The organism is Afifella sp. YEN Y35, from assembly GCF_047553465.1.
GTDB lineage: Bacteria > Pseudomonadota > Alphaproteobacteria > Rhizobiales > Afifellaceae > Afifella > Afifella aestuarii.
Genome location: NZ_CP180203.1, coordinates 2,075,419 through 2,095,491 on the forward strand (window position 1 = coordinate 2,075,419; position 20,073 = coordinate 2,095,491).

Below are 20,073 nucleotides of genomic sequence, written 5' to 3' on the forward strand. Positions count from 1 at the left end.
GCAACATGTCCATGTCTGAAGACCGCATCCAGCTCACCGAAGAACAGAAGCGCAGCCGGCGCCGCCGTTCGGTCGCCATCGGCCTCATTCTGGCGGCTCTCGTGGTCGTCTTCTACGCCATCACCATCATTCGGATCGGACCCAACCTCGCAGGAGGCGGCTGATGGCTGACAAGAAGAAACGCGGCAACCTCTTCGTCGGCGTCATTCTCGCCGGCGTCGCGGTGGGGATGGTCGGCGCCGCCTATGCGGCCGTGCCGCTCTATTACATCTTCTGCTCCGTCACCGGCTATGGCGGCACCACGCAGCGCGCCAGCGCCGGATCACAAGAGATCGTCGACCGCGTCATCACCGTGCGCTTCGATTCCAATGTCGTCGGGCTGCCGTGGAGCTTCAAGCCGGAGCAGGCTTCCATCCGCGCCAAGGTCGGCGAGACCTATTTCATCAAATACCGCGCCAAGAATCTCTCAGACAGCACCACGGTCGGCACGGCGGCGTTCAACGTCGCCCCCGATCAGACCGGCGCCTATTTCAACAAGATCGCCTGCTTCTGCTTCACCGAGCAGCGGCTGGAGCCCGGCGAAGAAGCGGAAATGCCGGTGCAGTTCTTCCTGGACCCGGCGCTCGTGAAAGACACGGACATGGATCCGATCACGACCGTCACGCTGTCCTACACCTTCTACCCTGAGAAAAATCCGACGGAGCCGGTGGCGCAGGCGCCTGCCGACAACCCGTCGGCACAGCTGTAACCAATCGGGCGCCCGAAGCGGCGATCCTGCAAGAGAGGAAACGATGGCAGAGGCCCACGCCAAGAACCACGACTACCATCTGGTGGACCCCAGCCCGTGGCCGTTCGTCGGCTCCGTGTCGGCTTTCGCACTCGCACTCGGCGCCATCGCCGCGATGAAAGGAGCGGGCGTCTACTGGATCGCTCCAGGGCTGCTCGGCGTCCTGATCACGATGATCGGCTGGTGGGGCGACGTCATCAAGGAAAGCCATCAGGGCCATCACACCGGCGTCGTCTCCCTGCATCTGCGCTACGGCATGATCCTGTTCATCGCCTCGGAGGTGATGTTCTTCGTCGCCTGGTTCTGGGCCTTCTTCGATGCGAGCCTTTATGCCGGAGAAGCCGTTCAGCCGATGCGCGCGGAACTGACCGGCGGCACCTGGCCGCCTGAGGGCATCGAAGTCTTCGATCCTTGGCATCTGCCGCTTCTCAATACGCTGATCCTTTTGACCTCGGGCACGACCGTCACCTGGGCGCATCACTCGCTGCTTGTGAACGATCGGCGCGGGCTCAAATGGGGCCTCGCGGCCACCCTCGTCCTCGGCGTCCTCTTCACCTGCGTGCAGGCCTACGAATATTCCGAGGCCGCCTTCTCCTTCGGCGGCAACATCTACGGCGCGACCTTCTTCATGGCGACCGGCTTCCACGGCTTCCATGTCATCGTCGGCACCATCTTCCTCGCCGTCTGCCTGTGGCGGGCGATGCGCGGCGACTTCACGCCGGAGAAGCATTTCGGTTTCGAGGCGGCCGCGTGGTACTGGCATTTCGTCGACGTCGTCTGGCTCTTCCTCTTCGCCTGCATTTATGTGTGGGGAACGGCCGGCGCGGTCACGCACTGAATTCACACACAAGGAGGGATGGTCCGCCGGACCATCCTTTGATGTCATGATGCCCGAGGCGATCCCGACCAAATCTCCCGATCCGGTTTCGGCCGGACTTCGGGGGCGCTGCCCGCGCTGCGGTCAGGCGAGCATCTTCGACGGCTTCTTGAAGCTCAAAGAGGCCTGTCCCGCTTGCGGGCTCGGCTATGGCTTTGCCGATTCCGCCGACGGGCCAGCCTTTTTCGCCATGACGTTCGTCGGCTTTCTGGTGTCGGGCGCCGCCGTCATCGTGGAGCTCGCCTATACCCCGCCCTTCTGGGTGCACATCGTTTTGTGGCTGCCGATCGTTCTCGTTCTCTGCCTCGTCCTGCTGAGGCCGCTCAAAGGTCTGGCCGTGGCGCTGCAATACGCCAACAAAGCGAAAGAAGGCGAAATCGACCGCAGCGGCCAATGAGGAGCCTCCGCCGCCTCCTCGTCCCCGGCGTTCTCGTGATCGTCGCCGTCGCCATCCTCGTCTCGCTCGGCAACTGGCAGCTCCGGCGTCTCGCCTGGAAAGAAGACCTGATCGCGCAGGTGGCGGAGCGGCCCTCGCTGCCGCCCGTGCCGGAGGAGGCGATCTTCACCGGCGACATCGCCGATCTGCATTACCGCCGCATCGCGCTTTCGGGCCATTACCTGCCGGAAAAGGAAGTGCGCGTCTTCACGAGCCTGCCGCTCGGCGATGCGCGCGGCCCCGCCTCCGGCCCCGGCGCCTGGATCATGACACCGTTTGCCCGCGATGCCGGGGGCACGGTTCTCGTCAATCGCGGCTTCGTGCCGGATCGGGCGGAATGGGCGCCACCGCCGGAGGGCACCGTCGAGATTTCCGGCCTCATCCGCCCCGACGATCCGCCGACCTGGCTCACTCCCGACAACAAGCCTGGCGAGGATCTCTTCTTCTCCCGCTCCATCGCCGCGATCTCGGCGGCCAAAGACCTCGCCGGGCCGGTCGCGCCGATGACGCTCGACCTTCTCGCCTCGCCCGACGGGCCGGCCCTGCCTCAGGCAGGCGAAACGCGCATGTCTTTCCCCAACGACCATTTGCAATATGCGCTCACCTGGTATGGGCTCGCGATCGCGCTCGTTGCGGTTTTCCTCATGTTTGCCGCCCCGCGTCTGCGCGGCGAAAGGGCTGAAAACGATATGCAATCGGGCCTGCGGTGATGGCGACGCTTGACTTCACCCCACCCTCGGACCTACCTCGCCCTGAACGGGACGACCCATGACCAAACCTCAGATCACACTTCATCTTTGCGCCCCGCGCGGTTTCTGCGCCGGCGTCGATCGTGCCATCCAGGTGGTGGAAGAAGCGCTGAGGCGCTACGGCGCTCCGGTCTATGTCCGCCACGAGATCGTGCACAACCGCTTCGTCGTGGAGACGCTCAAGGAAAAGGGCGCCGTCTTCGTCGAAGAGCTCGACGAGATTCCGGAGACCGAGCAGCCGGTGATTTTTTCCGCGCATGGCGTCGCCAAACGCGTGCCGGAAGCGGCGACCGCCCGAAACCTCTTCTATCTCGACGCCACCTGCCCGCTCGTTTCCAAGGTGCACAAGGAAGCGATCCTGCATGAGCGCCGCGGCCGCGAGATCGTGCTCATCGGTCATGCCGGCCACCCGGAGGTGGAGGGCACGATGGGCCAGCTCGAACCTGGCACGGTCACCCTGATCGAGACGCCGGAGGACGCGCGCGCCTTCACGCCGAAGGATCCAGAGAACCTCTCCTGGATCAGCCAGACGACGCTCTCGATCGACGATACGGCCGAGATGGTGGAGATCCTGAAGGAGCGCTTCCCCTCGATCGCCGGCCCGCAGAAGGGCGACATCTGCTACGCCACCACCAACCGGCAGGAGGCGGTGAAGGCCGTCGCCCCGACGGTGGAACGCATGCTCGTCGTGGGCGCACCGAATTCCTCCAATTCCCGGCGCCTTCGCGAAGTCGCCGAACGTTCGGGCTGCCCCAAGGCCATGCTGATCAACCGCGCCGCGGAGATCGACTGGGCCGATTTCGACGGCATCAGCCGCGTCGGACTGACGGCCGGCGCCTCGGCTCCGGAAGTTCTGGTGGAGGAAGTCGTCGCCGCCTTCCGCGAGCGCTTCGATCTCAAGATCGAGCTCGTGACGACGGCGGAGGAAGACATCACCTTCCTGCTGCCGCGGGCCCTGCGCGACCAGGCTGCAGCGTAAACGCCACGGATGGCAGTCTATACGGAGATTGGGGACGGCGAGCTTCAGGCGTTCCTCAAAGACTACGAGCTCGGCACGCTGCTCGCCTTCAAGGGCATCGCCGAGGGCGTCGAGAACTCGAATTACCTTCTGCACACCGATGCCGGCTTCTACATCCTGACGCTCTATGAGCGGCGGGTGAAAGCCGAGGATCTGCCCTTTTTCTTGTCGCTCCTCGAACATCTGGCGGACCGCGGCATCGTCTGTCCGACGCCGCTCAAGGGCCGCGACGGGGTGGCGCTGCGCGAACTCGGCGGACGGCCCGCGGCGATCTTTTCATTCCTCGACGGGATGTGGGTCCGCCGGCCGCAGACCGTTCATTGCGCCGAGCTCGGGCGGGCGCTCGCCCAGATGCACGAGGCGGGCCGCGATTTTCCGATGCATCGCGCCAATGCGCTGACCGTCGCCGACTGGCGGCCGCTGCATGAACGCGCTTACGAGGCGGCAAGCGAACCCGACGAGAGCCTGCACGCCTTCCTCTCCGACGAGCTCGATTTTCTGGAAAACAACTGGCCGAAAGATCTCCCGTCCGGCGTCATCCATGCCGATCTTTTCCCAGACAACGTCTTCTTCCTCGGCGACGCGCTGTCCGGCCTCATCGACTTCTATTTCGCCTGCAACGACTTCTTCGCCTACGACCTCGCCATCTGCCTCAATGCCTGGTGCTTTGAGCCGGAGACGACCTTCAACGTCACCAAGGCGCATGCGCTCTTGTCGGCTTACGAAAAGAGCCGGCCACTGACCCAGGAGGAGCGCGAGGCGCTGCCCATTCTGGCGCGCGGCGGGGCGTTGCGCTTTCTCCTCACCCGTCTCTACGACTGGAACACCACACCGCCCGGCGCCTTTGTTACGCGCAAGGACCCGGGAGAATTCGTGCGCAAGCTGCGCTTCCACCGCAGCGTCCGCTCGAGCAGCGAATACGGCTACGACCTTTGAGCGATAAAGACACCGATAAAGACGCCATCGTCATCCACACCGACGGCGCCTGTTCCGGCAATCCGGGACCGGGCGGCTGGGGTGCCATTCTGCAATATCGCGGGGTGGAAAAGGAGCTCTGCGGCGGCGAAGGCGAAACCACCAACAATCGCATGGAGCTGACCGCCGCGGTGGAGGCGCTCGGCGCTCTCAAGCGGCCGTCGCGCATCGCGCTTCACACCGACAGCGAATATCTGCGCCAGGGCATCACCAGCTGGGTGAAAAACTGGCAGAAGAACGGCTGGAAGACAGCCGCCAAGAAGCCGGTCAAGAACGTCGATCTGTGGCAGGCGCTGACGGCTGCGATCAAGCAGCACGATGTCGAATGGCATTGGGTGCGCGGCCATGCCGGCGACGAGATGAACGAGCGCGCCGACGCGCTCGCCAGAAAAGGCATGGCGCCGTTCAAGAACGGCGGAAGGAAGGCCGGCACACCACGCTCTTGAGCGGATCGAAACGGGGCGCTAGGCGTTCCCTTCCCCGTCCGCAGAAGGAGCCAGGATGCTGCAGATCTACAAGACCCAGGGTGACCGGCTCGTGCCCGTGGATGGCGCAGACCTCACCTCTCCGCATTTCGCAGACACCGCCCGCGCGCCTCTCTGGATCGATCTTCTGGAACCGACCGCGGCCGAGGCCGCAACGGTCGAAAACTATATCGGCATCGACATCCCGGCTGTCGCCGACCTCGAAGAGATCGAACCGTCCTCTCGCCTCTATGCGGAGGAAGGCGCCGTCTTCATGACCGTCACGACGGTCGTCGGCGTGCAGAGCGGCGAGCCCGCCAAGACGCCTGTCGCCTTCATTTTGCGCAACGGCCATCTGGTCACCGTGCGCTATGCCGAACCGCGTCAGTTCCGCACCTTCCTCGCGCAGGCTCAGAAGGGCACGGGCGAACGTTATGATACGGCCGAGGCCATCATGCTCGGCCTCCTCGAAGCGCAGGTGAACTGGCTCGCCGACCTTCTGGAGCTGATCGGCCACGACATCGATTCCATGTCGCACGGGGTCTTTCAGAGCAAGGTGAAGAAGGTCAGCCGCAAGACCGCCGACCTGCGCTCGACCATGGGCGAGATCGGCCGGCAGGGCGATCTCCTGTCGCTGGTGCGCGAAAGCCTCGTCTCGCTGTCGCGCCTTCTGACCTACCACCACACGCTGTCGCCGCGTGCCAAGGGCGACAAGGCGGAAAAGGCCGACAAGGAAGCCAGGAACCGCACCCGCATCCTGGTGCGCGACGCCCAATCCCTGAGCGAGCATGCGAGTTTCCTCTCCACCAAACTCAGCTTCATGCTCGACGCGACGCTCGGCCTCATCAATCTGGAGCAGAACCAGATCATCAAGATTTTTTCCGTCGTCGCCGTCATCTTCGTGCCGCCGACGCTGGTCGCCTCTATCTACGGGATGAATTTCGAAGGCATGCCGGAGCTCGGCTGGAGCTTCGGTTATCCGTTCGCGCTCATTTTGATGCTCGTCTCCGCCGGTCTGCCGCTTCTCTACTTCAAGCGCCGTGGATGGCTTTGATGTCCTTCCGCCACGCGCGCCTCACTCCCCTCTGACGGGTATTTTTCCGCACCTCGGTCGCGCAAGGCGCCTCTTCGCCCCCATCTGAAAGCCCCCTGCACCGCGTTTTTTCCGGTCTTTTGTCATTTTTGCGCCGCAAAACGAGGAACCCCGGTCTCTACCAGGGGTTTGCATCTCCGATCGAACGGAGGTGACAGGCCGTGACGGACAGATACGCGGGTACCCAGAGAGACGACGCGGAAACCCAAAAACCGGACCCCATCGAAACCTTGATCCCGGCGCGGCTCGACCGCCTGCCATGGAGCCGCTTCCATTGGCTGATCGTCTTCGCGCTCGGCATCACCTGGATCCTCGACGGCCTGGAAGTCACCCTCAAAGGCGCCATCAGCGGCGTCCTGCAAGAACCTGAAACTCTCAACTTCACCAGTGCGCAGATCGGCGCAATCGCGTCGTTCTATCTGGCAGGCTGCGTCGTCGGGGCCATCGTCTTCGGGTATCTCACCGACCGTTTCGGCCGAAAAGTTCTCTTCTTCGTCACGCTGACGCTCTATCTCGTCGGCGTGCTCCTTACCGCCTTTTCCTGGAACTGGTGGAGTTTCGCGCTCTTCCGCTTCCTGACGGGCGCGGGCATCGGCGGGGAATATGCGGCGATCAACTCCGCCATCGACGAGCTCATTCCTGCGCGGGTGCGCGGGCGGATCGACCTTTTCATCAACGGCTCCTACTGGCTCGGCGCCGCCGTCGGCTCGCTGTCCACCCTCGTGCTTCTCGATCCGGACATTCTGCCGACCGATATCGGCTGGCGCGTCGGCTTCGGCATCGGCGCAATTCTCGGCCTCTGCATTCTCCTGGTGCGCCGCTATGTGCCGGAAAGCCCCCGCTGGCTCGCCACCCATGGCTACGAAGAGCAGGCGGAAAAGGTCGTCAAAGGCATCGAGGACGAAATCGAGAAAGAGACCGGCAAAAAGCTGGAGCGGCCGTCGAAGGATCAGGCGATCACCATCCATCCGCGCCGGGTCTTCGGCTTTGCCATCATCTTCAAGACGATGTTCAAGACCTACCCGAAACGCTCCGTCCTCGGCCTGTCGCTGATGGTGTCGCAGGCGTTTCTCTACAACGCCATCTTCTTCACCTATGCGATGGTCCTGACGCGCTTCTACGAGGTCCCGTCGAGCGATACCGGCATGTACCTTCTGCCCTTCGCCATCGGCAATTTCCTCGGCGTTCTCGTGCTCGGCTCGTTCTTCGACACGATCGGACGGCGGCAGATGATCTCCGCCACATACGGTATCGCCGCGACGCTTCTCGTCGTCACCGGCATCCTCTTCGTCCAGGACGCGCTGACGGCAGCGACCCAGACAGCGATGTGGACGGTGATCTTCTTCTTCGCCTCACCGGCAGCAAGCTCGGCCTATCTCACCGTCAGCGAGGTTTTTCCGCTGGAGATGCGCGCCATGGCGATTTCGCTCTTTTACGCCATCGGAACGGCCACAGGCGGCGTGTTGGCGCCTTGGATTTTCGGCTCCTTGATCGGGACCGGCAACCCGATGGACGTCTTCTACGGCTATTGCTTCGCCGCCGCCCTCCTCTTCGTGGCGGCCGGAATCGCCATCGTCTTCGGCGTCAAGGCCGAGCAGCGTGGTCTCGAAGACGTGGCGGAGCCGTTGTCGGCGCAGGCCTGACGCGCCCTTCGTGCGCGATCTCAAAAGCCAAGGGGCGGTCCCGCCCCTTGGTCTTGCGCGTCACCCGCCTTACGCTGTCTCATCCTTTGAACCGGAGCCTCAATGCCGCTCTTCCTCGTTCTTTTGCCCACCTTCATCCAGGTCGGCCTCACCTTCTTTCTCGCCTTCCATATGGGCCGGGTGCGGTTTGCCGCGATCCGCCGCGGCGAGGTCAATCCCGACGAGATCGCCCTCAACGAGCCGAACTGGCCGACGAAAGCCCTGCAGGCGGCGAATTGCTATCGCAACCAGTTCGAGCTGCCGGTCCTCTTTTATGCCCTCACGGCGCTGGCGGTCCTGACCAACAAGGCGGGCTTCGTCTTCGTCATCCTGAGCTTCGTCTTCGTCGCGAGCCGCATCCTGCACGCCTATATCCACACCGGCTCCAACAAACTGCGGTCCCGCTTCCGCATCTTCGCCTTCGGCCTCTTCGTCCTTCTCCTCATGTGGGTGATGTTTGCACTGCAGATCCTGTTCGGGATCTGAGGCGGGCCACCCGCCTCTGCCAGACGACGAGACACGGCACCACGGCAAGCTCCATGACCAGCCCGCCGACATGACCGGGCGAAGGCGAGCCCGCAAGCACCAGCGAGAGAAGCCGGGCGAGGCCGCCGAGAACGATCAGCATGGAAAGAAGTCGGAAGCGCTCTCCCTTCCTCTCGATCGCCGGGGCGCAGGAGAGAAAAGCGAGGCCGACGCCGAAGAAGACGCCGGAGAGAAAGCGCAGATGGCTGTCGAGGTCGACCGGCCATGGGGCGGACGCCTGCAGGAAGCCGGGTCCGAGGACGACGCCCGCTGCGCCGGCGGAAAGCGGAATCAGCGACAGGATCGCAACGACAATCTGGAGAAGAAGGCGTTCTCGGGAAGCAGGCAAGGGGGATCCGATCTTTCGCGCGCGGGCTTCGTCATGCGCCGCGGCCTGACCGGACAAAAACCGCTCCCCTCTCCTGGTGTTCCCTCGGCGAGCCAAAACCGCACCCGCGCAACCGCGCACATCGGTCCGCGACCAGCCTTCGGAGCGCCGACAAACCGGAGTCGCGTGCTCGTCTCTCCTCAGGCCGTTGCGGCGCGGGGCAGGAAGCGTGCAAAAGCCCGCATGTGAAACGCCGTCTCCGCCGGCTGATAGCGGTAAGCGGCGCCGACCGGACAGGCGTTGCGGGCGTGGCAGCCGACGGCGAGACAATCGGCCTCGCGCCTCGTGATATGGGCGGCGCAGGCCGCCACGTCATAGGCCGCTTCGCTGACGGCGCCAGCGGGGCAGGTTTTGAGACAGGGCTTTTCGGTGCAGCTCTCGCACGGCATGTCTGGAGCTGGACGCGGCGGCAGATCGAAACGTTCGGCGAAGAGCAAAGCGGCGCGGTAGGCGTGCCAGAGCCCGTACTCGGGATGGATCAGAATGCCGAGCGGCGACGGCCCGAGCCCTTCCGCTCTCCCCGCCCAGCGCTGGAACGGGCGATGCGGCCGATCGAACGGATAGACCGCCTTGCCGCCGAAAGCTTCCGCAACGGGCTCCACCACGTGCTCAGTCCAGCGGTCGAGCGGGTCAGGGCCCTCCCCCGCATGTGGCGCGAAGGCCCGCCACATCGCCGGCCCGGCATTGCCGACGAGGAGGAGCGTACCGCAGCCATCGAGCTCCGCCTCGTCCTTGTCAGGGTGAAATCCGCCGCGCAGGATGAGGCCGTGGCGTCCCAGCCTCGCTGCGATCTCGCTCAGCACCAGCTTGTCTCCCTCTCGCTGCGCAGGTACGTATTCCTGACCTTTTCAGGGGGCAAGCATGATCCTCATCGGCCAATACGATTCCCCTTTCGTGCGGCGCGTCGGCGTGGCGCTCACGCTCTACGACATGCCGTTCGAGCACCGGCCCTGGTCGGTTTTCGGCGATGGCGACAAGATCCGCGCCTACAACCCCTTGATGCGGGTGCCGACCCTCGTCCTCGACAATGGCGACGTCCTCATCGAAAGCCACGCCATCCTCGATTATCTCGACAATCTCGTCGGGGCGGAGCGGGCGATGTTTCCGATCGAAGAGCCGGCACGCCACCGCGCGATCAAGATCGCCTCGCTCGCCTCAGGGCTCGCCGACAAGGCCGTCAGCCTCATCTACGAATTGCGCCTGCACGGGGAAAAATCCGACATCTGGATGGAGCGCTGTCGCAACCAGATCTCGGGCGTTCTCGCGGCGCTCGAGACCGACCGCAAGCGGCTCGACGCGCCCTACTGGCTCGGCTCTTCGATCGGCCATGCCGACATTTTCGTCGCGACGGCCCTGCGCTTTTTGAGCGAGGCGCATCCGGGTCTCGTCGACATGGCCACCTATCCGGCGCTCAAAGCACATGCGGAACGGCTCGAGGCACTGCCCGCCTTCAAGACGATCTATCAGCCCTTCGACGCGCCGGTCTGAGCAGCCTTCGCGGCATTGATCTTCTTCATGGCGTCGATGACGTCGATGAGCGGCATGTCGATGAAGGCGACGGCTTCTTCCGGCAGCAGCATATCGAGCCCTTTTTCGGCAAAGCGTAAAAGGATCGGGGTCGCGGGCATGTCCTCTTCTGCTTCGAAGAAGAGCTGCGCGGCCTCGTTCGCCTCGATATAGCCGGACTGGCTCGTGCCGTCGGTGAAATGGACGTGCGTGAAGAAGACGAAGCCGTAGGCGTTCTCTTCGTCGATGTTCATCTCCTTCATGAAGTCGCGGCAGGTCGCGATGAGCGCCGGCGAATAACTCTCTCCCAGGTCATCGTCCGAAGATCCGGCGACATCGGCGAGCGCCCGGTAAATCTCCAGCGGCACGCCTTCGACCTCGGGATAGGCGACGTCCCAGTCACCTTCCGGGGCATCTGCCTCTTCCGGCAAAAGGCTCAACGCCTTGATGTTCGGCTGATTGATGAGAAGCACGCGGTTGTTGAGCGTAGCTAGGCTCAGCCACTCTTTCACCCCGATGCCCTCATACACGCGCTCCGTGTTCGCAGCGCTCAGCGGGTACCAGCGGCTCTTGTCTGATCCCGAGAGCCGAATGCCGAGATTGCCCCAATAGCCGTCGCTGTCGTTTTGAAGGAGATGATAATGGCTTGAGGCGGGCTTCGTGCCGAGCGGATTGGTGCCCAGAATATCATCGACGGAGACGCCGAAAATCACGGCGAGATCGCGCAATGCGGCGATACTCGGATGCGCGCGCCCGCCTTCCCAGCGGGCGATCGTCTGCTGGGTGGTGGAAAGGCGCTCCGCGAGTTGCGCCTGTGTCAGCCCCAGCTCCTTGCGGAGGTTTTTGAGGCGTGTGGGATCGAGGTCTGTCATGCGACAAACCTAAATAACACATCATACGCGTGTCAACACATATTGTGTGTTATCAGCTAAAGGCGTCCGGCATCGAGGCCTTGGTCGTCTCGATGAACTCCTTCAACGCTGCGTCGATGCCCTCGTCGAGCGGTGGCGCCTCATACTCGGCGAGCCATTTCTTCCACAGCCCATTGGCGCGTTCCTCGGCCGTCTTTGAGCCTTCCGCCAGCCATTGCTCGAAGGAATTGTTGTCGGCGACAGGCGAGCGGTAGAACGCGGTCTCGAAATTTGCCTGGGTGTGGGCACAGCCGAGATAATGGCTGCCCGGTCCCACCTCGCGGATCGCGTCCATCGCCTGGCCGTTTTCTGAAAGGTCCACGCCGCGCGAGAGCTGCTGCATCATGGCGAGCTGGTCGCAATCCATGACGAATTTCTCATAGGACGAGACGAGCCCGCCTTCGAGCCAGCCCGCCGCATGCAGCACGAAGTTCGTGCCGGCCATCACCGTCGGCGTGAGGGTCTGCGCGCTTTCATAGGCCGCCTGCGCGTCGCAGACCTTGGAGGCGCAGAGCGAGCCGCCGGAGCGGAACGGCAGATTGAGGCGGCGGGCGAGCTGCGCCGCGCCGTAAAGCACCAAAGTCGGCTCCGGCGTGCCGAAGGTCGGCGCGCCCGACTGCATCGAGATCGACGAGGCGAAGGTGCCCATGATCACCGGCGCACCGGGCCGGCAAAGCTGTGTGAAGGCGGTGCCGGCGAGAACTTCCGCCAGGATCTGGGTGAGCGTTCCCGCGACCGTCACCGGCGACATCGCGCCCGCCAGGATGAAGGGCGTCACGATCGTGCCCTGGTTCGCCCGCGCATAGGTCTTGAGCGCGCCCAGCATCGTCGCATCGAAGACCATCGGCGAGTTGACGTTGATCAGGTTGATCAAAACGCAGTTCTGGTCGACGAACTCCTCGCCGAAGACCATGCGCGCCATGGCAACCGAATCAGCGGCCCGTTCCGGCGCCGTGACAGAGCCCATGAAGGGTTTGTCGGAATAGCGGATATGGGCATAGACCATATCGAGATGGCGCTTGTTGACCGGGATATCGACCGGCTCGCACACCGTGCCGCCGGAATGGTGCAGCGCCGGCGCCTGGTAGGCGAGCTTCACGAGGTTCTGGAAATCCTCGATCGTGCCGTAGCGGCGGCCATTGTCGAGATCGCGGACGAAAGGCGGGCCATAGACCGGCGCAAACACCGTCGCCTTGCCACCGATTTCGACCGAACGCTCGGGATTTCGAGCATGCTGCGTAAACGTCTGGGGCGCCGTCTTCAGAAGCTCGCGGCACAGACCCTTGGGAAAGCGTACTCGCTCGCCGGAGACGTCTGCCCCCGCCTCGCGCCACATCTCGAGCGCTTCGGGATCTTCGCGAAACTCGATGCCGATTTCTTCAAGCACCGTGTCGGCGTTCTGCTCGATGAGCGCCAGGCCCTCTTCGTCGAGAACCGTCTGCTCGGGGAGGATGCGGCGAATGAAGGGCATCTGGAGAGAGCGCGAGCCGGAACGTTTCGCCCGCCTCGCCTCCGCTCCGCCGCTTGCCCGGCGGCGCCGTCCGCCACGCTCGTCCACACTGGCCGTTTCGTCGGTCGTGCCCATCCTCAGCGCTCCTGCCTCAGCGGAAATCGTCAGAGAAGGCTAGAGCGCCGCTTGCCCGCATGGTCTTCCGCCTGCGGCAGAGTGTGACGCGGCGGGAAAACTCGAAAAATTCCAGGTCGCAGACAAAATCATCTCAGGTCGTGATCAAAGCATTGGCTTGCTCTAAATGTCCGCATGATGCGAAGACGCTTCCACGTGCAAACGCTTGGCAAGGAGCCTGTCTGTGGCCGAAGAGGAAATTGTCCTGTCCGAACTCAGCGATGAGGATCTCGTCGCGCAGATGCACGACGATCTTTACGACGGGCTGAAGGAAGAGATCGAAGAGGGTGTGAACATTCTCCTGGAGCGGGGATGGGCACCTTATGACGTCCTCACCAAGTCGCTCGTGGAAGGCATGCGCATCGTCGGCGAGGATTTCCGGGATGGGATCCTGTTCGTCCCGGAGGTGCTTCTCTCCGCCAATGCCATGAAGGCCGGCATGGGGATCCTGCGCCCGCTGCTCGCCGAAACCGGCGCGCCCAAGATCGGCAAGATGGTGATCGGCACCGTCAAGGGCGACATCCACGACATCGGCAAAAACCTCGTCGCGATGATGATGGAGGGCGCCGGCTTCGAGGTGATCAACATCGGCATCAACAATCCCGTCGAGAACTATCTCGCCGCGATCGAGGAACATCAGCCGGACATCATCGGCATGTCCGCGCTTCTGACGACCACCATGCCGTATATGAAGGTCGTCATCGATACGCTGAAGGAGAAAGGCATCCGCGACGATTACATCGTTCTCGTGGGCGGTGCGCCTTTGAACGAGGAATTCGGGCGCGCGATCGGCGCCGATGCCTATTGCCGCGATGCCGCCGTGACGGTGGAGACCGCCACAGATCTCATCAAACGCCGGCACAATCAGCGGGCCAGCGCGGCCGGCTGAGCCTCGCAGGTGCTGGCGGAGAGCTCCAGTTCAAAAGCCTGAGCTGCGGGACGATCCTTAGATAAAAAGAGCGGCGCCCGGGCGCCGCTCATTGTGTTCAAGGGGTTGCTCGGCCCGCACGGCCGCCCCATTCCGTGGGCGGTCGCACCAGCCGGAAAACTTCTTACGGGTTGCCCTGGACCGTGTCTTCGACGGCGTTGCCGGTTTCCTGAACATCGCGCCCGACACCGCGCACCGTATGCTCGCAGGCGGCCAGGCTCAGGCCGAACGAAGCGAGGACCACAAAGAACACACCACGACGCACAAGATTCATCACAGAACTCCCTGAGGCCGCCACCCCGGCGGCTTTCCTGTGCAACGGCGCCTGAGCGGGATTGGTTCCGGCTCCGATGCGGGCTCGCACATGCCCTCAAGGCTCGCGATGGTGCTCGTAGTATTGCCGCAGAACCGCATTGATGCGCGTCTGGTAGCCACGCCCTTGCGACTTGAACCATTCGAGAACATCCGCATCGATCCGGATCGAGGCGTGGGTTTTTGGACGCGGCAACGGCATCTCTGTCATAACCCAGTCCGGCGACACCGCATTAAGCGCGTCGTCCGGATCGCTTCCATCCGGCACACCCTGCCGGGCGGCCCGTTTCCAATCCGAACCGACCTCGCCTCGGCTGCGCATCTCCTCCAGGTCATTCGCCGTGAATCGTACGATGCGCTCTTTCTTCTCCGCCATGGGCTCTCCTCATCGAAATCACGCGGAGCACGTCGCCGCGCCACATCCAAATCAACGCGTAATAGGCTCCTTCGATCTTCGCGATCGTCCGCCAGCGCTCTTCTCCATCTCGCGGAGACGGAATGACGACGATTTTCCGGCCATCGAAGAAGAGGGGCGCATCGGTAAAATCGAAGCCTCTGTCGAGCCGCGTTCTCTCTCGCTTCGCCTCATCCCACTCAAAGACGATATCGCCACGCTTCATGTATATACACTTTGTAGCACAACAAGGCCTACAGAGCAGCAGACTTTGCCGAGAGAGCTCCGGAGCTCTATAAAAAGCCCGATGAGCGACATTCGCGCAGATGGCCGAGCGCCGCAGCCGGGCGCGGCGAAAGCCGACGATCTCCTCGTCATCGCCTGCGGTGCGCTGGCGCGCGAGATCGGCGATGTCGTCGAAGCGAACGGCCTCGCCCATGTCCGCCTCACCTGCCTGCCCGCCATCCTGCACAACCGGCCGGAAAAAATCCCGGAGGCCGTCCGAGAGGCGATCCGCAAGGCCCGCGCACAAGGCTTTGATCGCATTCTCGTGGGCTATGGCGATTGCGGGACGGGCGGGCGCCTAGACGAGGTCTGCGCGGCCGAAGGCGTCTCACGCATCGACGGACCGCATTGCTATGCGTTCTATTCCGGCAACGCCCGCTTCGCCGCCCAGGGCGACGCCGATATGGACGCCTTCTTCCTGACCGACTTCCTCGCCCGTCAGTTCGAGGCTTTCGTCATCGAACCGCTCGGCCTCGACCGGCATCCGGAGCTCAGGGATGCCTATTTCGGGCATTACCGCCGCCTCGTCTATCTGGCGCAGCGGCCGGACCCCGCCCTCGAAGCGAAAGCGCGCCAGGCGGCAGAGCGCCTCGATCTCGCCTTCGAGATGCGCGTGACCGGCTATGGCGATCTTGCGGGCTTCCTCGGCGCGGCGCCGAGCTGAGAGATCGCCTCTCTTCCCCTTCCAGGTTGCGGAAGCCGGCAGAAAGTCGCAATTCGGAGCCGACCTGTCGCGGCCAAGCTCGCTTGCGGCCGGGGCGCTGCAACAATCACCCAGGAGAACAACGAATGGCGCAACGCATCATCCTGTCATGGCGCGATATTCCGGCTCAGGTGATCATCAAGGCGGGGCGGAAAAGCGCCAAGCGCGAATTGCCGATCCGCTTCACGGAAGCGATCGACCGCTGCGCCATGAAGGTGAGCGCGCGTGATTCCGACGCCTATCTCGCCGAATGGCGCCGCGGCGAGCCGACCCCCTGCGGCGACGACCTCGAGGCGGAGGCGGATGCCGCAGCAGCGACGATCGAGGCCGATTATCCGCCCGAGCGCCTCAAAGCGCTCGTCGATCAGGAAGGCTTCGAGCGCTGAGATCGCACGGCGCAGGCGGCGCGCTTTTGACGCGCCGGGCGCCTGCCGCTACAGACCAGCCCGGAACGAGGGGCGACACCGCCCGAAAACGGGCCCCGCAACGGGACCAGTGAAGGAAGAGCAGGCATGACACGCACCATCGTCGCTTCGGCCAAAAAGGAGATCGCGATCGGCTTCGACCAGCCCTTCTGCGTCATCGGCGAGCGCATCAACCCGACGGGCCGCAAGAAGCTCGCGGCCGAGATGGTGGAAGGCAATTTCGAGACGGTGAAGGCCGACGCGCTCGCCCAGGTCGCCGCCGGCGCCACGATGCTCGACGTCAATGCCGGCGTCACCGCCGTCGACCCGAACGAGACCGAGCCGCCGCTTCTCGTCGAAACGCTGAAGATCGTGCAGTCGCTCGTCTCCGTGCCGATTTCGATCGACAGCTCTGTGCCGGCTGCGCTGAAGGCGGGACTCGAGGTGGCCGAAGGCCGCCCCCTCGTCAATTCGGTGACGGGCGAAGAGGATCGGCTCGAAGCAATCCTGCCGCTCATCAAGAAATACAACGTGCCGGTGGTGGCGATCTCCAACGACGAGACCGGCATTTCAGAAGACCCGGACGTGCGTTTCGCCGTCGCCAAGAAGATCGTGGAACGTGCTGCCGATTACGGCATCAAGCCCGAAGACATCGTCGTCGATCCCCTGGTCATGCCGATCGGCGCCATGGGGACGGCCGGGCTGCAGGTCTTCGCGCTCGTCAGGCGGCTGCGTGAGGAACTCAAGGTCAACACGACCTGCGGCGCCTCCAATGTCTCCTTCGGCCTGCCGCACCGCCACGGCATCAACGCCGCCTTCCTGCCGATGGCCATCGCTTCCGGCATGACGTCGGCGATCATGAACCCGGTCCGGCCGCAGGAGATGGAGGCGGTGCGCGCGGCGAACGTCCTCATGGGCACCGACAAGGACTGCATGACCTGGATCCGCTCCTACAAGGACTACCAGCCGGCCGCGGGCGGCACGCCAGCCGCATCGCCCGCCCCGGCGGATGGCGGCGGCGGCCGCCGCCGTGGCGGCCGTGAAGCGAGAAGGGCCAGGTCGGGGAGCTGAAGATGGCACGGCGCAACTCCCCTCCCCCTTGCGGGGAGGGGAATCCCGCCCTGCCAACCGCGGGCAGCACAGCGCAAGCCGCACGACCGTGTATTCTCAATCCAGCCCAATCGATCCTGAAACGTGACCGAACCTCAAAAAGACCCCCTCGTCCTGTTCATGCCGTCAGGAAAACGCGGACGTTTTCCGAAAGGCACGCCCGTCCTCGATGCGGCGCGCCAGCTCGGCGTCTATATCGAGAGCGTCTGCGGTGGGCGCGGCATCTGCGGCCGCTGCCAGATCGAGGCGCAGGAAGGGCATTTCGCCAAGCACGGCATCTCCTCCGCCGCCGACCATCTCTCCGGCGTCACTGAGGCGGAAAACCGCTACGCCGAAAAGCGCGTGCTCACCGAAGGCCGCCGCCTCTCCTGTCAGGCGCTCGTCGAAGGCGACCTCGTCGTCGACGTGCCGCAGGACGTGCAGATCAACCGCCAGATCGTGCGAAAGCGTGCCGAAACGCGGGTGATCGAGCGCGATCCGGCGACCCAGCTTTGCTATGTCGAGGTCGAGGAGCCCGACATGGAAAAGCCGCTCGGCGATGCCGACCGGCTCCTCCATGCGCTTGAGAAGGAATGGGGCTTTCAGAAGCCACGCATCGCCTCGCGTCTGTTGCCGCAGATACAGAAGCTCTTGCGCGCGGGCGAGTGGAAGGTCACCTGCGCGGTCTATACCGACGGGCGGGCCGAGGGCGGCGGACCGATCGTGACGGCGATCTTCCCGGGCTTTCACAATGTCGGCTGCGGGCTTGCCGTCGACATCGGCTCGACCACGATCGCGGCCCACCTCACCTCTCTTCTCTCCGGCCGCACGATGGCGTCCGCCGGCGCGCCCAACCCGCAGATCCGCTTCGGCGAGGATCTGATGAGCCGCGTCTCCTATGTGATGATGAACCCGGAAGGCCGGGCGCAGATGACCAAGGCGGTGCGCGACGCGATCGGCGTTCTCATCGCCGAGCTCGTCCAGGGCGCCGGCATTACCGCCGACGACGTTCTCGAAGCGGTCTTCGTCGGCAATCCGATCATGCACCACCTCTTCCTCGGCATCGATCCGACCGAGCTCGGCGGCGCGCCCTTCGCGCTTGCCGTCTCCGACGCGGTCACCTTGGAGGCACGCGAGATCGGCCTGCCGATCAACGACGGCGCGCATGTCTATGTGCTGCCCTGCATCGCCGGCCATGTCGGTGCCGATGCCGCCGCGGTGACGCTCGCGGAAGGCCCGCACCGCGCCGACGAGATGACGCTCGTCGTCGATGTCGGCACCAATGCGGAGATCGTTCTCGGCAACAAGGAAAAACTCGTCGCCGCCTCCTCGCCGACGGGGCCGGCCTTCGAAGGCGCGGAGATCTCGGGCGGTCAGCGCGCCGCCCCCGGCGCGATCGAGCGTGTCAGGATCGACCGCGAGACGCTGGAACCGAAGATCAAGGTGATCGGCGGCGACGAATGGTCGAACGAGGAAGGTTTTGAGAAGGTCGCGCGCGATGTCGGCGTGACCGGCATCTGCGGCTCCGGCATCATCGAGGTCGTGGGCGAGATGTATCTCGCCGGCATCATCGACGAAGACGGCGTCATCGACGGCAGTCTTGCGGCGAAGTCGGAGCGAATTCAGCCGACGGGCCGCACCTTCTCCTATCTCCTCTGGCCGGGCGACGAGGCGGCCAAAAGCCAGGAGATCAAGATCCTGCAGACCGACATCCGCGCCATCCAGCTCGCCAAGGCGGCGCTCTATGCGGGCGTGCGCCTGTTGATGGACAGGCTCGGGCTTGAACAAGTGGAGGCGATCAAGCTCGCCGGCGCCTTCGGCTCCTATATCGACCCGACCTACGCGATGGTGATCGGCCTCATCCCGGATTGCCCGATCGACAAGGTGAAGGGCGTCGGCAATGCCGCCGGCACGGGCGCGCGCATGGCCCTCCTCAACCGCTCCTACCGGCGCGAGATCGAGGAGGTCGTCAGACAGATCGAAAAGATCGAGACGGCGATGGAGGCGCGCTTCCAGGAGCATTTCGTGGCGGCCATGGCGTTCCCGAACAAGGTCGAGGCGTTCCCCCACCTTGCCGGAGCCGTCACGCTGCCGCCGCGCAAGGTGCTCGGCGGAGGCGAAGACGGACGTCCGCGCCGACGCGGCGGGCGCCGGCGCTGAGCCGCCGCCCCTGCGTCTGTCCCGCGCGTGCCGGCAGAGCCCGCATGCCGCGAAAGCCAGACATACGCGTCTCGTGACGATGCGGCAGAGCCGCATCGCCAGCGACGAAATCGACTGTCTTGGAAGCGTTGGAGCGCGTCAGCGCTCGTCCGCGTCAGCCCCCGCGTCAACCCTCTGCGCGGCGCGGGATCGCATGTCGCGTCGGGCCGGCCGTTTCACGGCGCTCACGCCATTCCAGAAGAGCCTCGCGTACCACGTCGTTCATCGATTCATAGAGACCGTCCCGAACGGCTTGCTGCAAGATCACAGCGAGCTGCGGCGGAAGAGCGATACTTATCTTCTCGATGGCACTCATGGCTGACTGGCCTTCCTCCAGGACCACCCCGACTAGCCCCTGTTGAGGGGGGTCCGACCTACCGCTTAAGCGACGAGCGGAGATTTACGGGCGATCATGGTCGTATTAGGGCGGATCGACGTCCATTTCCGCCATCAGCTATTTGCCCCTGCGACAAGATTCCTCAAGTATTCACGAGTTCATTCACAGTGCCGCCTGCAAGTCGGAAGCCGCCCTGCGGCACTTAAGAATTTCTGTGTGAGAACAACCAGCAGAGTAGCGAGCAGCATCGCCCCGTTGCGCGGTCGCTCGGTGCATCTCGGAGGATTGCGTCAGGACCGTTCTTAGCCGTCTTGCCTGTCCGGACATGCGGCATGAACGGCTGCTCTTTCCCGCACTTTAGAATCAACTTATTTCGCGCGCTGCTGT

At 64.0% G+C, this 20,073-nt stretch carries 25 protein-coding genes; 17 read left to right on the plus strand and 8 right to left on the minus strand.

Translation table 11 applies throughout. The features are described from left to right. Positions 1 to 11: 11 nt before the first annotated feature. The 11 genes from ACK8CP_RS09835 to ACK8CP_RS09885 all read left to right on the plus strand — a co-directional run bounded on the left by ACK8CP_RS09835 (position 12) and on the right by ACK8CP_RS09885 (position 8,567). Positions 12 to 164 carry a hypothetical protein gene (locus ACK8CP_RS09835; protein ID WP_164879595.1) on the plus strand — a complete coding sequence of 51 codons (153 nt, stop codon included), beginning with the start codon at positions 12 to 14 and terminating at the stop codon, positions 162 to 164. Then, on the plus strand, positions 164 to 748 hold the full coding sequence (locus tag ACK8CP_RS09840; protein ID WP_414831625.1) for a cytochrome c oxidase assembly protein: 585 nt from the start codon (positions 164 to 166) through the stop codon (positions 746 to 748). Before ACK8CP_RS09835 ends, ACK8CP_RS09840 begins: the two co-directional genes overlap by 1 nt. A gap of 43 nt (positions 749 to 791) precedes the next feature. Further along, a complete protein-coding gene (locus tag ACK8CP_RS09845) occupies positions 792 to 1,625 on the plus strand; it encodes a cytochrome c oxidase subunit 3 (protein WP_234630629.1) in 834 nt (277 codons plus the stop codon). 49 nt (positions 1,626 to 1,674) lie between these two features. Beyond that, positions 1,675 to 2,061 (plus strand): DUF983 domain-containing protein, encoded by a 387-nt coding sequence (locus ACK8CP_RS09850; RefSeq protein WP_414834232.1) that lies wholly within the window; start codon positions 1,675 to 1,677, stop codon positions 2,059 to 2,061. Then, the gene (locus ACK8CP_RS09855) at positions 2,058 to 2,810 is read left to right on the plus strand and encodes an SURF1 family protein (RefSeq protein ID WP_414831626.1); all 753 of its coding nucleotides are present in this window, start codon (positions 2,058 to 2,060) and stop codon (positions 2,808 to 2,810) included. The genes ACK8CP_RS09850 and ACK8CP_RS09855 overlap by 4 nt, the downstream gene beginning before the upstream one ends. A 58-nt stretch (positions 2,811 to 2,868) precedes the next feature. Further along, complete coding sequence (ispH, locus tag ACK8CP_RS09860; RefSeq protein ID WP_092809594.1) at positions 2,869 to 3,828, plus strand: 4-hydroxy-3-methylbut-2-enyl diphosphate reductase; 960 nt, start codon at positions 2,869 to 2,871, stop codon at positions 3,826 to 3,828. A gap of 9 nt (positions 3,829 to 3,837) precedes the next feature. After that, on the plus strand, positions 3,838 to 4,803 hold the full coding sequence (gene thrB, locus ACK8CP_RS09865) for a homoserine kinase (protein ID WP_414831627.1): 966 nt from the start codon (positions 3,838 to 3,840) through the stop codon (positions 4,801 to 4,803). Beyond that, complete coding sequence (gene rnhA, locus ACK8CP_RS09870; RefSeq protein WP_205649910.1) at positions 4,800 to 5,288, plus strand: ribonuclease HI; 489 nt, start codon at positions 4,800 to 4,802, stop codon at positions 5,286 to 5,288. The genes thrB and rnhA overlap by 4 nt, the downstream gene beginning before the upstream one ends. A 55-nt stretch (positions 5,289 to 5,343) precedes the next feature. Continuing rightward, complete coding sequence (locus ACK8CP_RS09875; RefSeq protein WP_414831628.1) at positions 5,344 to 6,360, plus strand: magnesium transporter CorA family protein; 1,017 nt, start codon at positions 5,344 to 5,346, stop codon at positions 6,358 to 6,360. A gap of 200 nt (positions 6,361 to 6,560) precedes the next feature. After that, complete coding sequence (locus ACK8CP_RS09880; RefSeq protein ID WP_414831629.1) at positions 6,561 to 8,042, plus strand: MFS transporter; 1,482 nt, start codon at positions 6,561 to 6,563, stop codon at positions 8,040 to 8,042. Positions 8,043 to 8,144: 102 nt separating this feature from the next. Continuing rightward, positions 8,145 to 8,567 carry an MAPEG family protein gene (locus ACK8CP_RS09885; protein ID WP_414831630.1) on the plus strand — a complete coding sequence of 141 codons (423 nt, stop codon included), beginning with the start codon at positions 8,145 to 8,147 and terminating at the stop codon, positions 8,565 to 8,567. Here the strand turns inward: ACK8CP_RS09885 and ACK8CP_RS09890 are convergent. Together ACK8CP_RS09890 and ACK8CP_RS09895 are read right to left on the minus strand one after the other, a co-directional pair. After that, positions 8,524 to 8,955, minus strand: coding sequence for a DUF4345 domain-containing protein (locus ACK8CP_RS09890; protein ID WP_414831631.1), 432 nt, complete (start codon positions 8,953 to 8,955; stop codon positions 8,524 to 8,526). The genes ACK8CP_RS09885 and ACK8CP_RS09890 overlap by 44 nt on opposite strands. 179 nt (positions 8,956 to 9,134) lie before the next feature. Beyond that, on the minus strand, positions 9,135 to 9,797 hold the full coding sequence (locus tag ACK8CP_RS09895; RefSeq protein ID WP_414831632.1) for a hypothetical protein: 663 nt from the start codon (positions 9,795 to 9,797) through the stop codon (positions 9,135 to 9,137). Between the two features lie 58 nt (positions 9,798 to 9,855). On the opposite strand from ACK8CP_RS09895, the gene ACK8CP_RS09900 reads away from it, so the two are divergent. Continuing rightward, a complete protein-coding gene (locus ACK8CP_RS09900; RefSeq protein ID WP_128292657.1) occupies positions 9,856 to 10,482 on the plus strand; it encodes a glutathione S-transferase family protein in 627 nt (208 codons plus the stop codon). Here the strand turns inward: ACK8CP_RS09900 and ACK8CP_RS09905 are convergent. Both ACK8CP_RS09905 and ACK8CP_RS09910 read right to left on the minus strand, forming a co-directional pair. Beyond that, positions 10,458 to 11,372, minus strand: a complete 915-nt coding sequence (locus ACK8CP_RS09905) for a helix-turn-helix transcriptional regulator (protein WP_414831633.1) — start codon at positions 11,370 to 11,372, stop codon at positions 10,458 to 10,460. The two genes, ACK8CP_RS09900 and ACK8CP_RS09905, sit on opposite strands and share 25 nt — an antisense overlap. A gap of 52 nt (positions 11,373 to 11,424) precedes the next feature. Then, positions 11,425 to 12,996 (minus strand): trimethylamine methyltransferase family protein, encoded by a 1,572-nt coding sequence (locus tag ACK8CP_RS09910; RefSeq protein ID WP_414831634.1) that lies wholly within the window; start codon positions 12,994 to 12,996, stop codon positions 11,425 to 11,427. A gap of 223 nt (positions 12,997 to 13,219) precedes the next feature. Here ACK8CP_RS09910 and ACK8CP_RS09915 point away from each other — a divergent pair, with 223 nt between their 5' ends. Continuing rightward, a complete protein-coding gene (locus ACK8CP_RS09915; RefSeq protein ID WP_234630617.1) occupies positions 13,220 to 13,924 on the plus strand; it encodes a corrinoid protein in 705 nt (234 codons plus the stop codon). A 163-nt stretch (positions 13,925 to 14,087) separates the two neighbouring features. Here ACK8CP_RS09915 and ACK8CP_RS09920 read toward each other — a convergent pair whose 3' ends face one another. The 3 genes from ACK8CP_RS09920 to ACK8CP_RS09930 form a co-directional block, all read right to left on the minus strand. Next, positions 14,088 to 14,237, minus strand: a complete 150-nt coding sequence (locus tag ACK8CP_RS09920) for an entericidin A/B family lipoprotein (protein ID WP_128292653.1) — start codon at positions 14,235 to 14,237, stop codon at positions 14,088 to 14,090. A 96-nt stretch (positions 14,238 to 14,333) separates the two neighbouring features. Continuing rightward, a complete protein-coding gene (locus ACK8CP_RS09925) occupies positions 14,334 to 14,651 on the minus strand; it encodes a BrnA antitoxin family protein (protein WP_414831635.1) in 318 nt (105 codons plus the stop codon). Next, positions 14,608 to 14,895: a BrnT family toxin gene (locus tag ACK8CP_RS09930; RefSeq protein WP_414831636.1), complete on the minus strand. Its 288-nt coding sequence runs from the start codon at positions 14,893 to 14,895 to the stop codon at positions 14,608 to 14,610. Before ACK8CP_RS09930 ends, ACK8CP_RS09925 begins: the two co-directional genes overlap by 44 nt. A gap of 81 nt (positions 14,896 to 14,976) precedes the next feature. Here ACK8CP_RS09930 and ACK8CP_RS09935 point away from each other — a divergent pair, with 81 nt between their 5' ends. From ACK8CP_RS09935 to ACK8CP_RS09950, 4 genes are all read left to right on the plus strand, one after another. Further along, positions 14,977 to 15,618 (plus strand): DUF1638 domain-containing protein, encoded by a 642-nt coding sequence (locus ACK8CP_RS09935; protein WP_414831637.1) that lies wholly within the window; start codon positions 14,977 to 14,979, stop codon positions 15,616 to 15,618. Between the two features lie 125 nt (positions 15,619 to 15,743). Then, positions 15,744 to 16,043, plus strand: coding sequence for a virulence factor (locus ACK8CP_RS09940; protein WP_414831638.1), 300 nt, complete (start codon positions 15,744 to 15,746; stop codon positions 16,041 to 16,043). 126 nt (positions 16,044 to 16,169) lie between these two features. Further along, entirely contained in the window at positions 16,170 to 17,132 is a 963-nt protein-coding gene (locus ACK8CP_RS09945; RefSeq protein ID WP_414831639.1) for a methyltetrahydrofolate cobalamin methyltransferase, read from the plus strand. Between the two features lie 159 nt (positions 17,133 to 17,291). After that, positions 17,292 to 19,310 carry an ASKHA domain-containing protein gene (locus ACK8CP_RS09950; RefSeq protein WP_414834233.1) on the plus strand — a complete coding sequence of 673 codons (2,019 nt, stop codon included), beginning with the start codon at positions 17,292 to 17,294 and terminating at the stop codon, positions 19,308 to 19,310. 166 nt (positions 19,311 to 19,476) lie between these two features. On the opposite strand, the gene ACK8CP_RS09955 is transcribed toward ACK8CP_RS09950, so the two are convergent. After that, positions 19,477 to 19,665: a type II toxin-antitoxin system ParD family antitoxin gene (locus ACK8CP_RS09955; protein WP_092809560.1), complete on the minus strand. Its 189-nt coding sequence runs from the start codon at positions 19,663 to 19,665 to the stop codon at positions 19,477 to 19,479. Positions 19,666 to 20,073 lie beyond the last annotated feature (408 nt).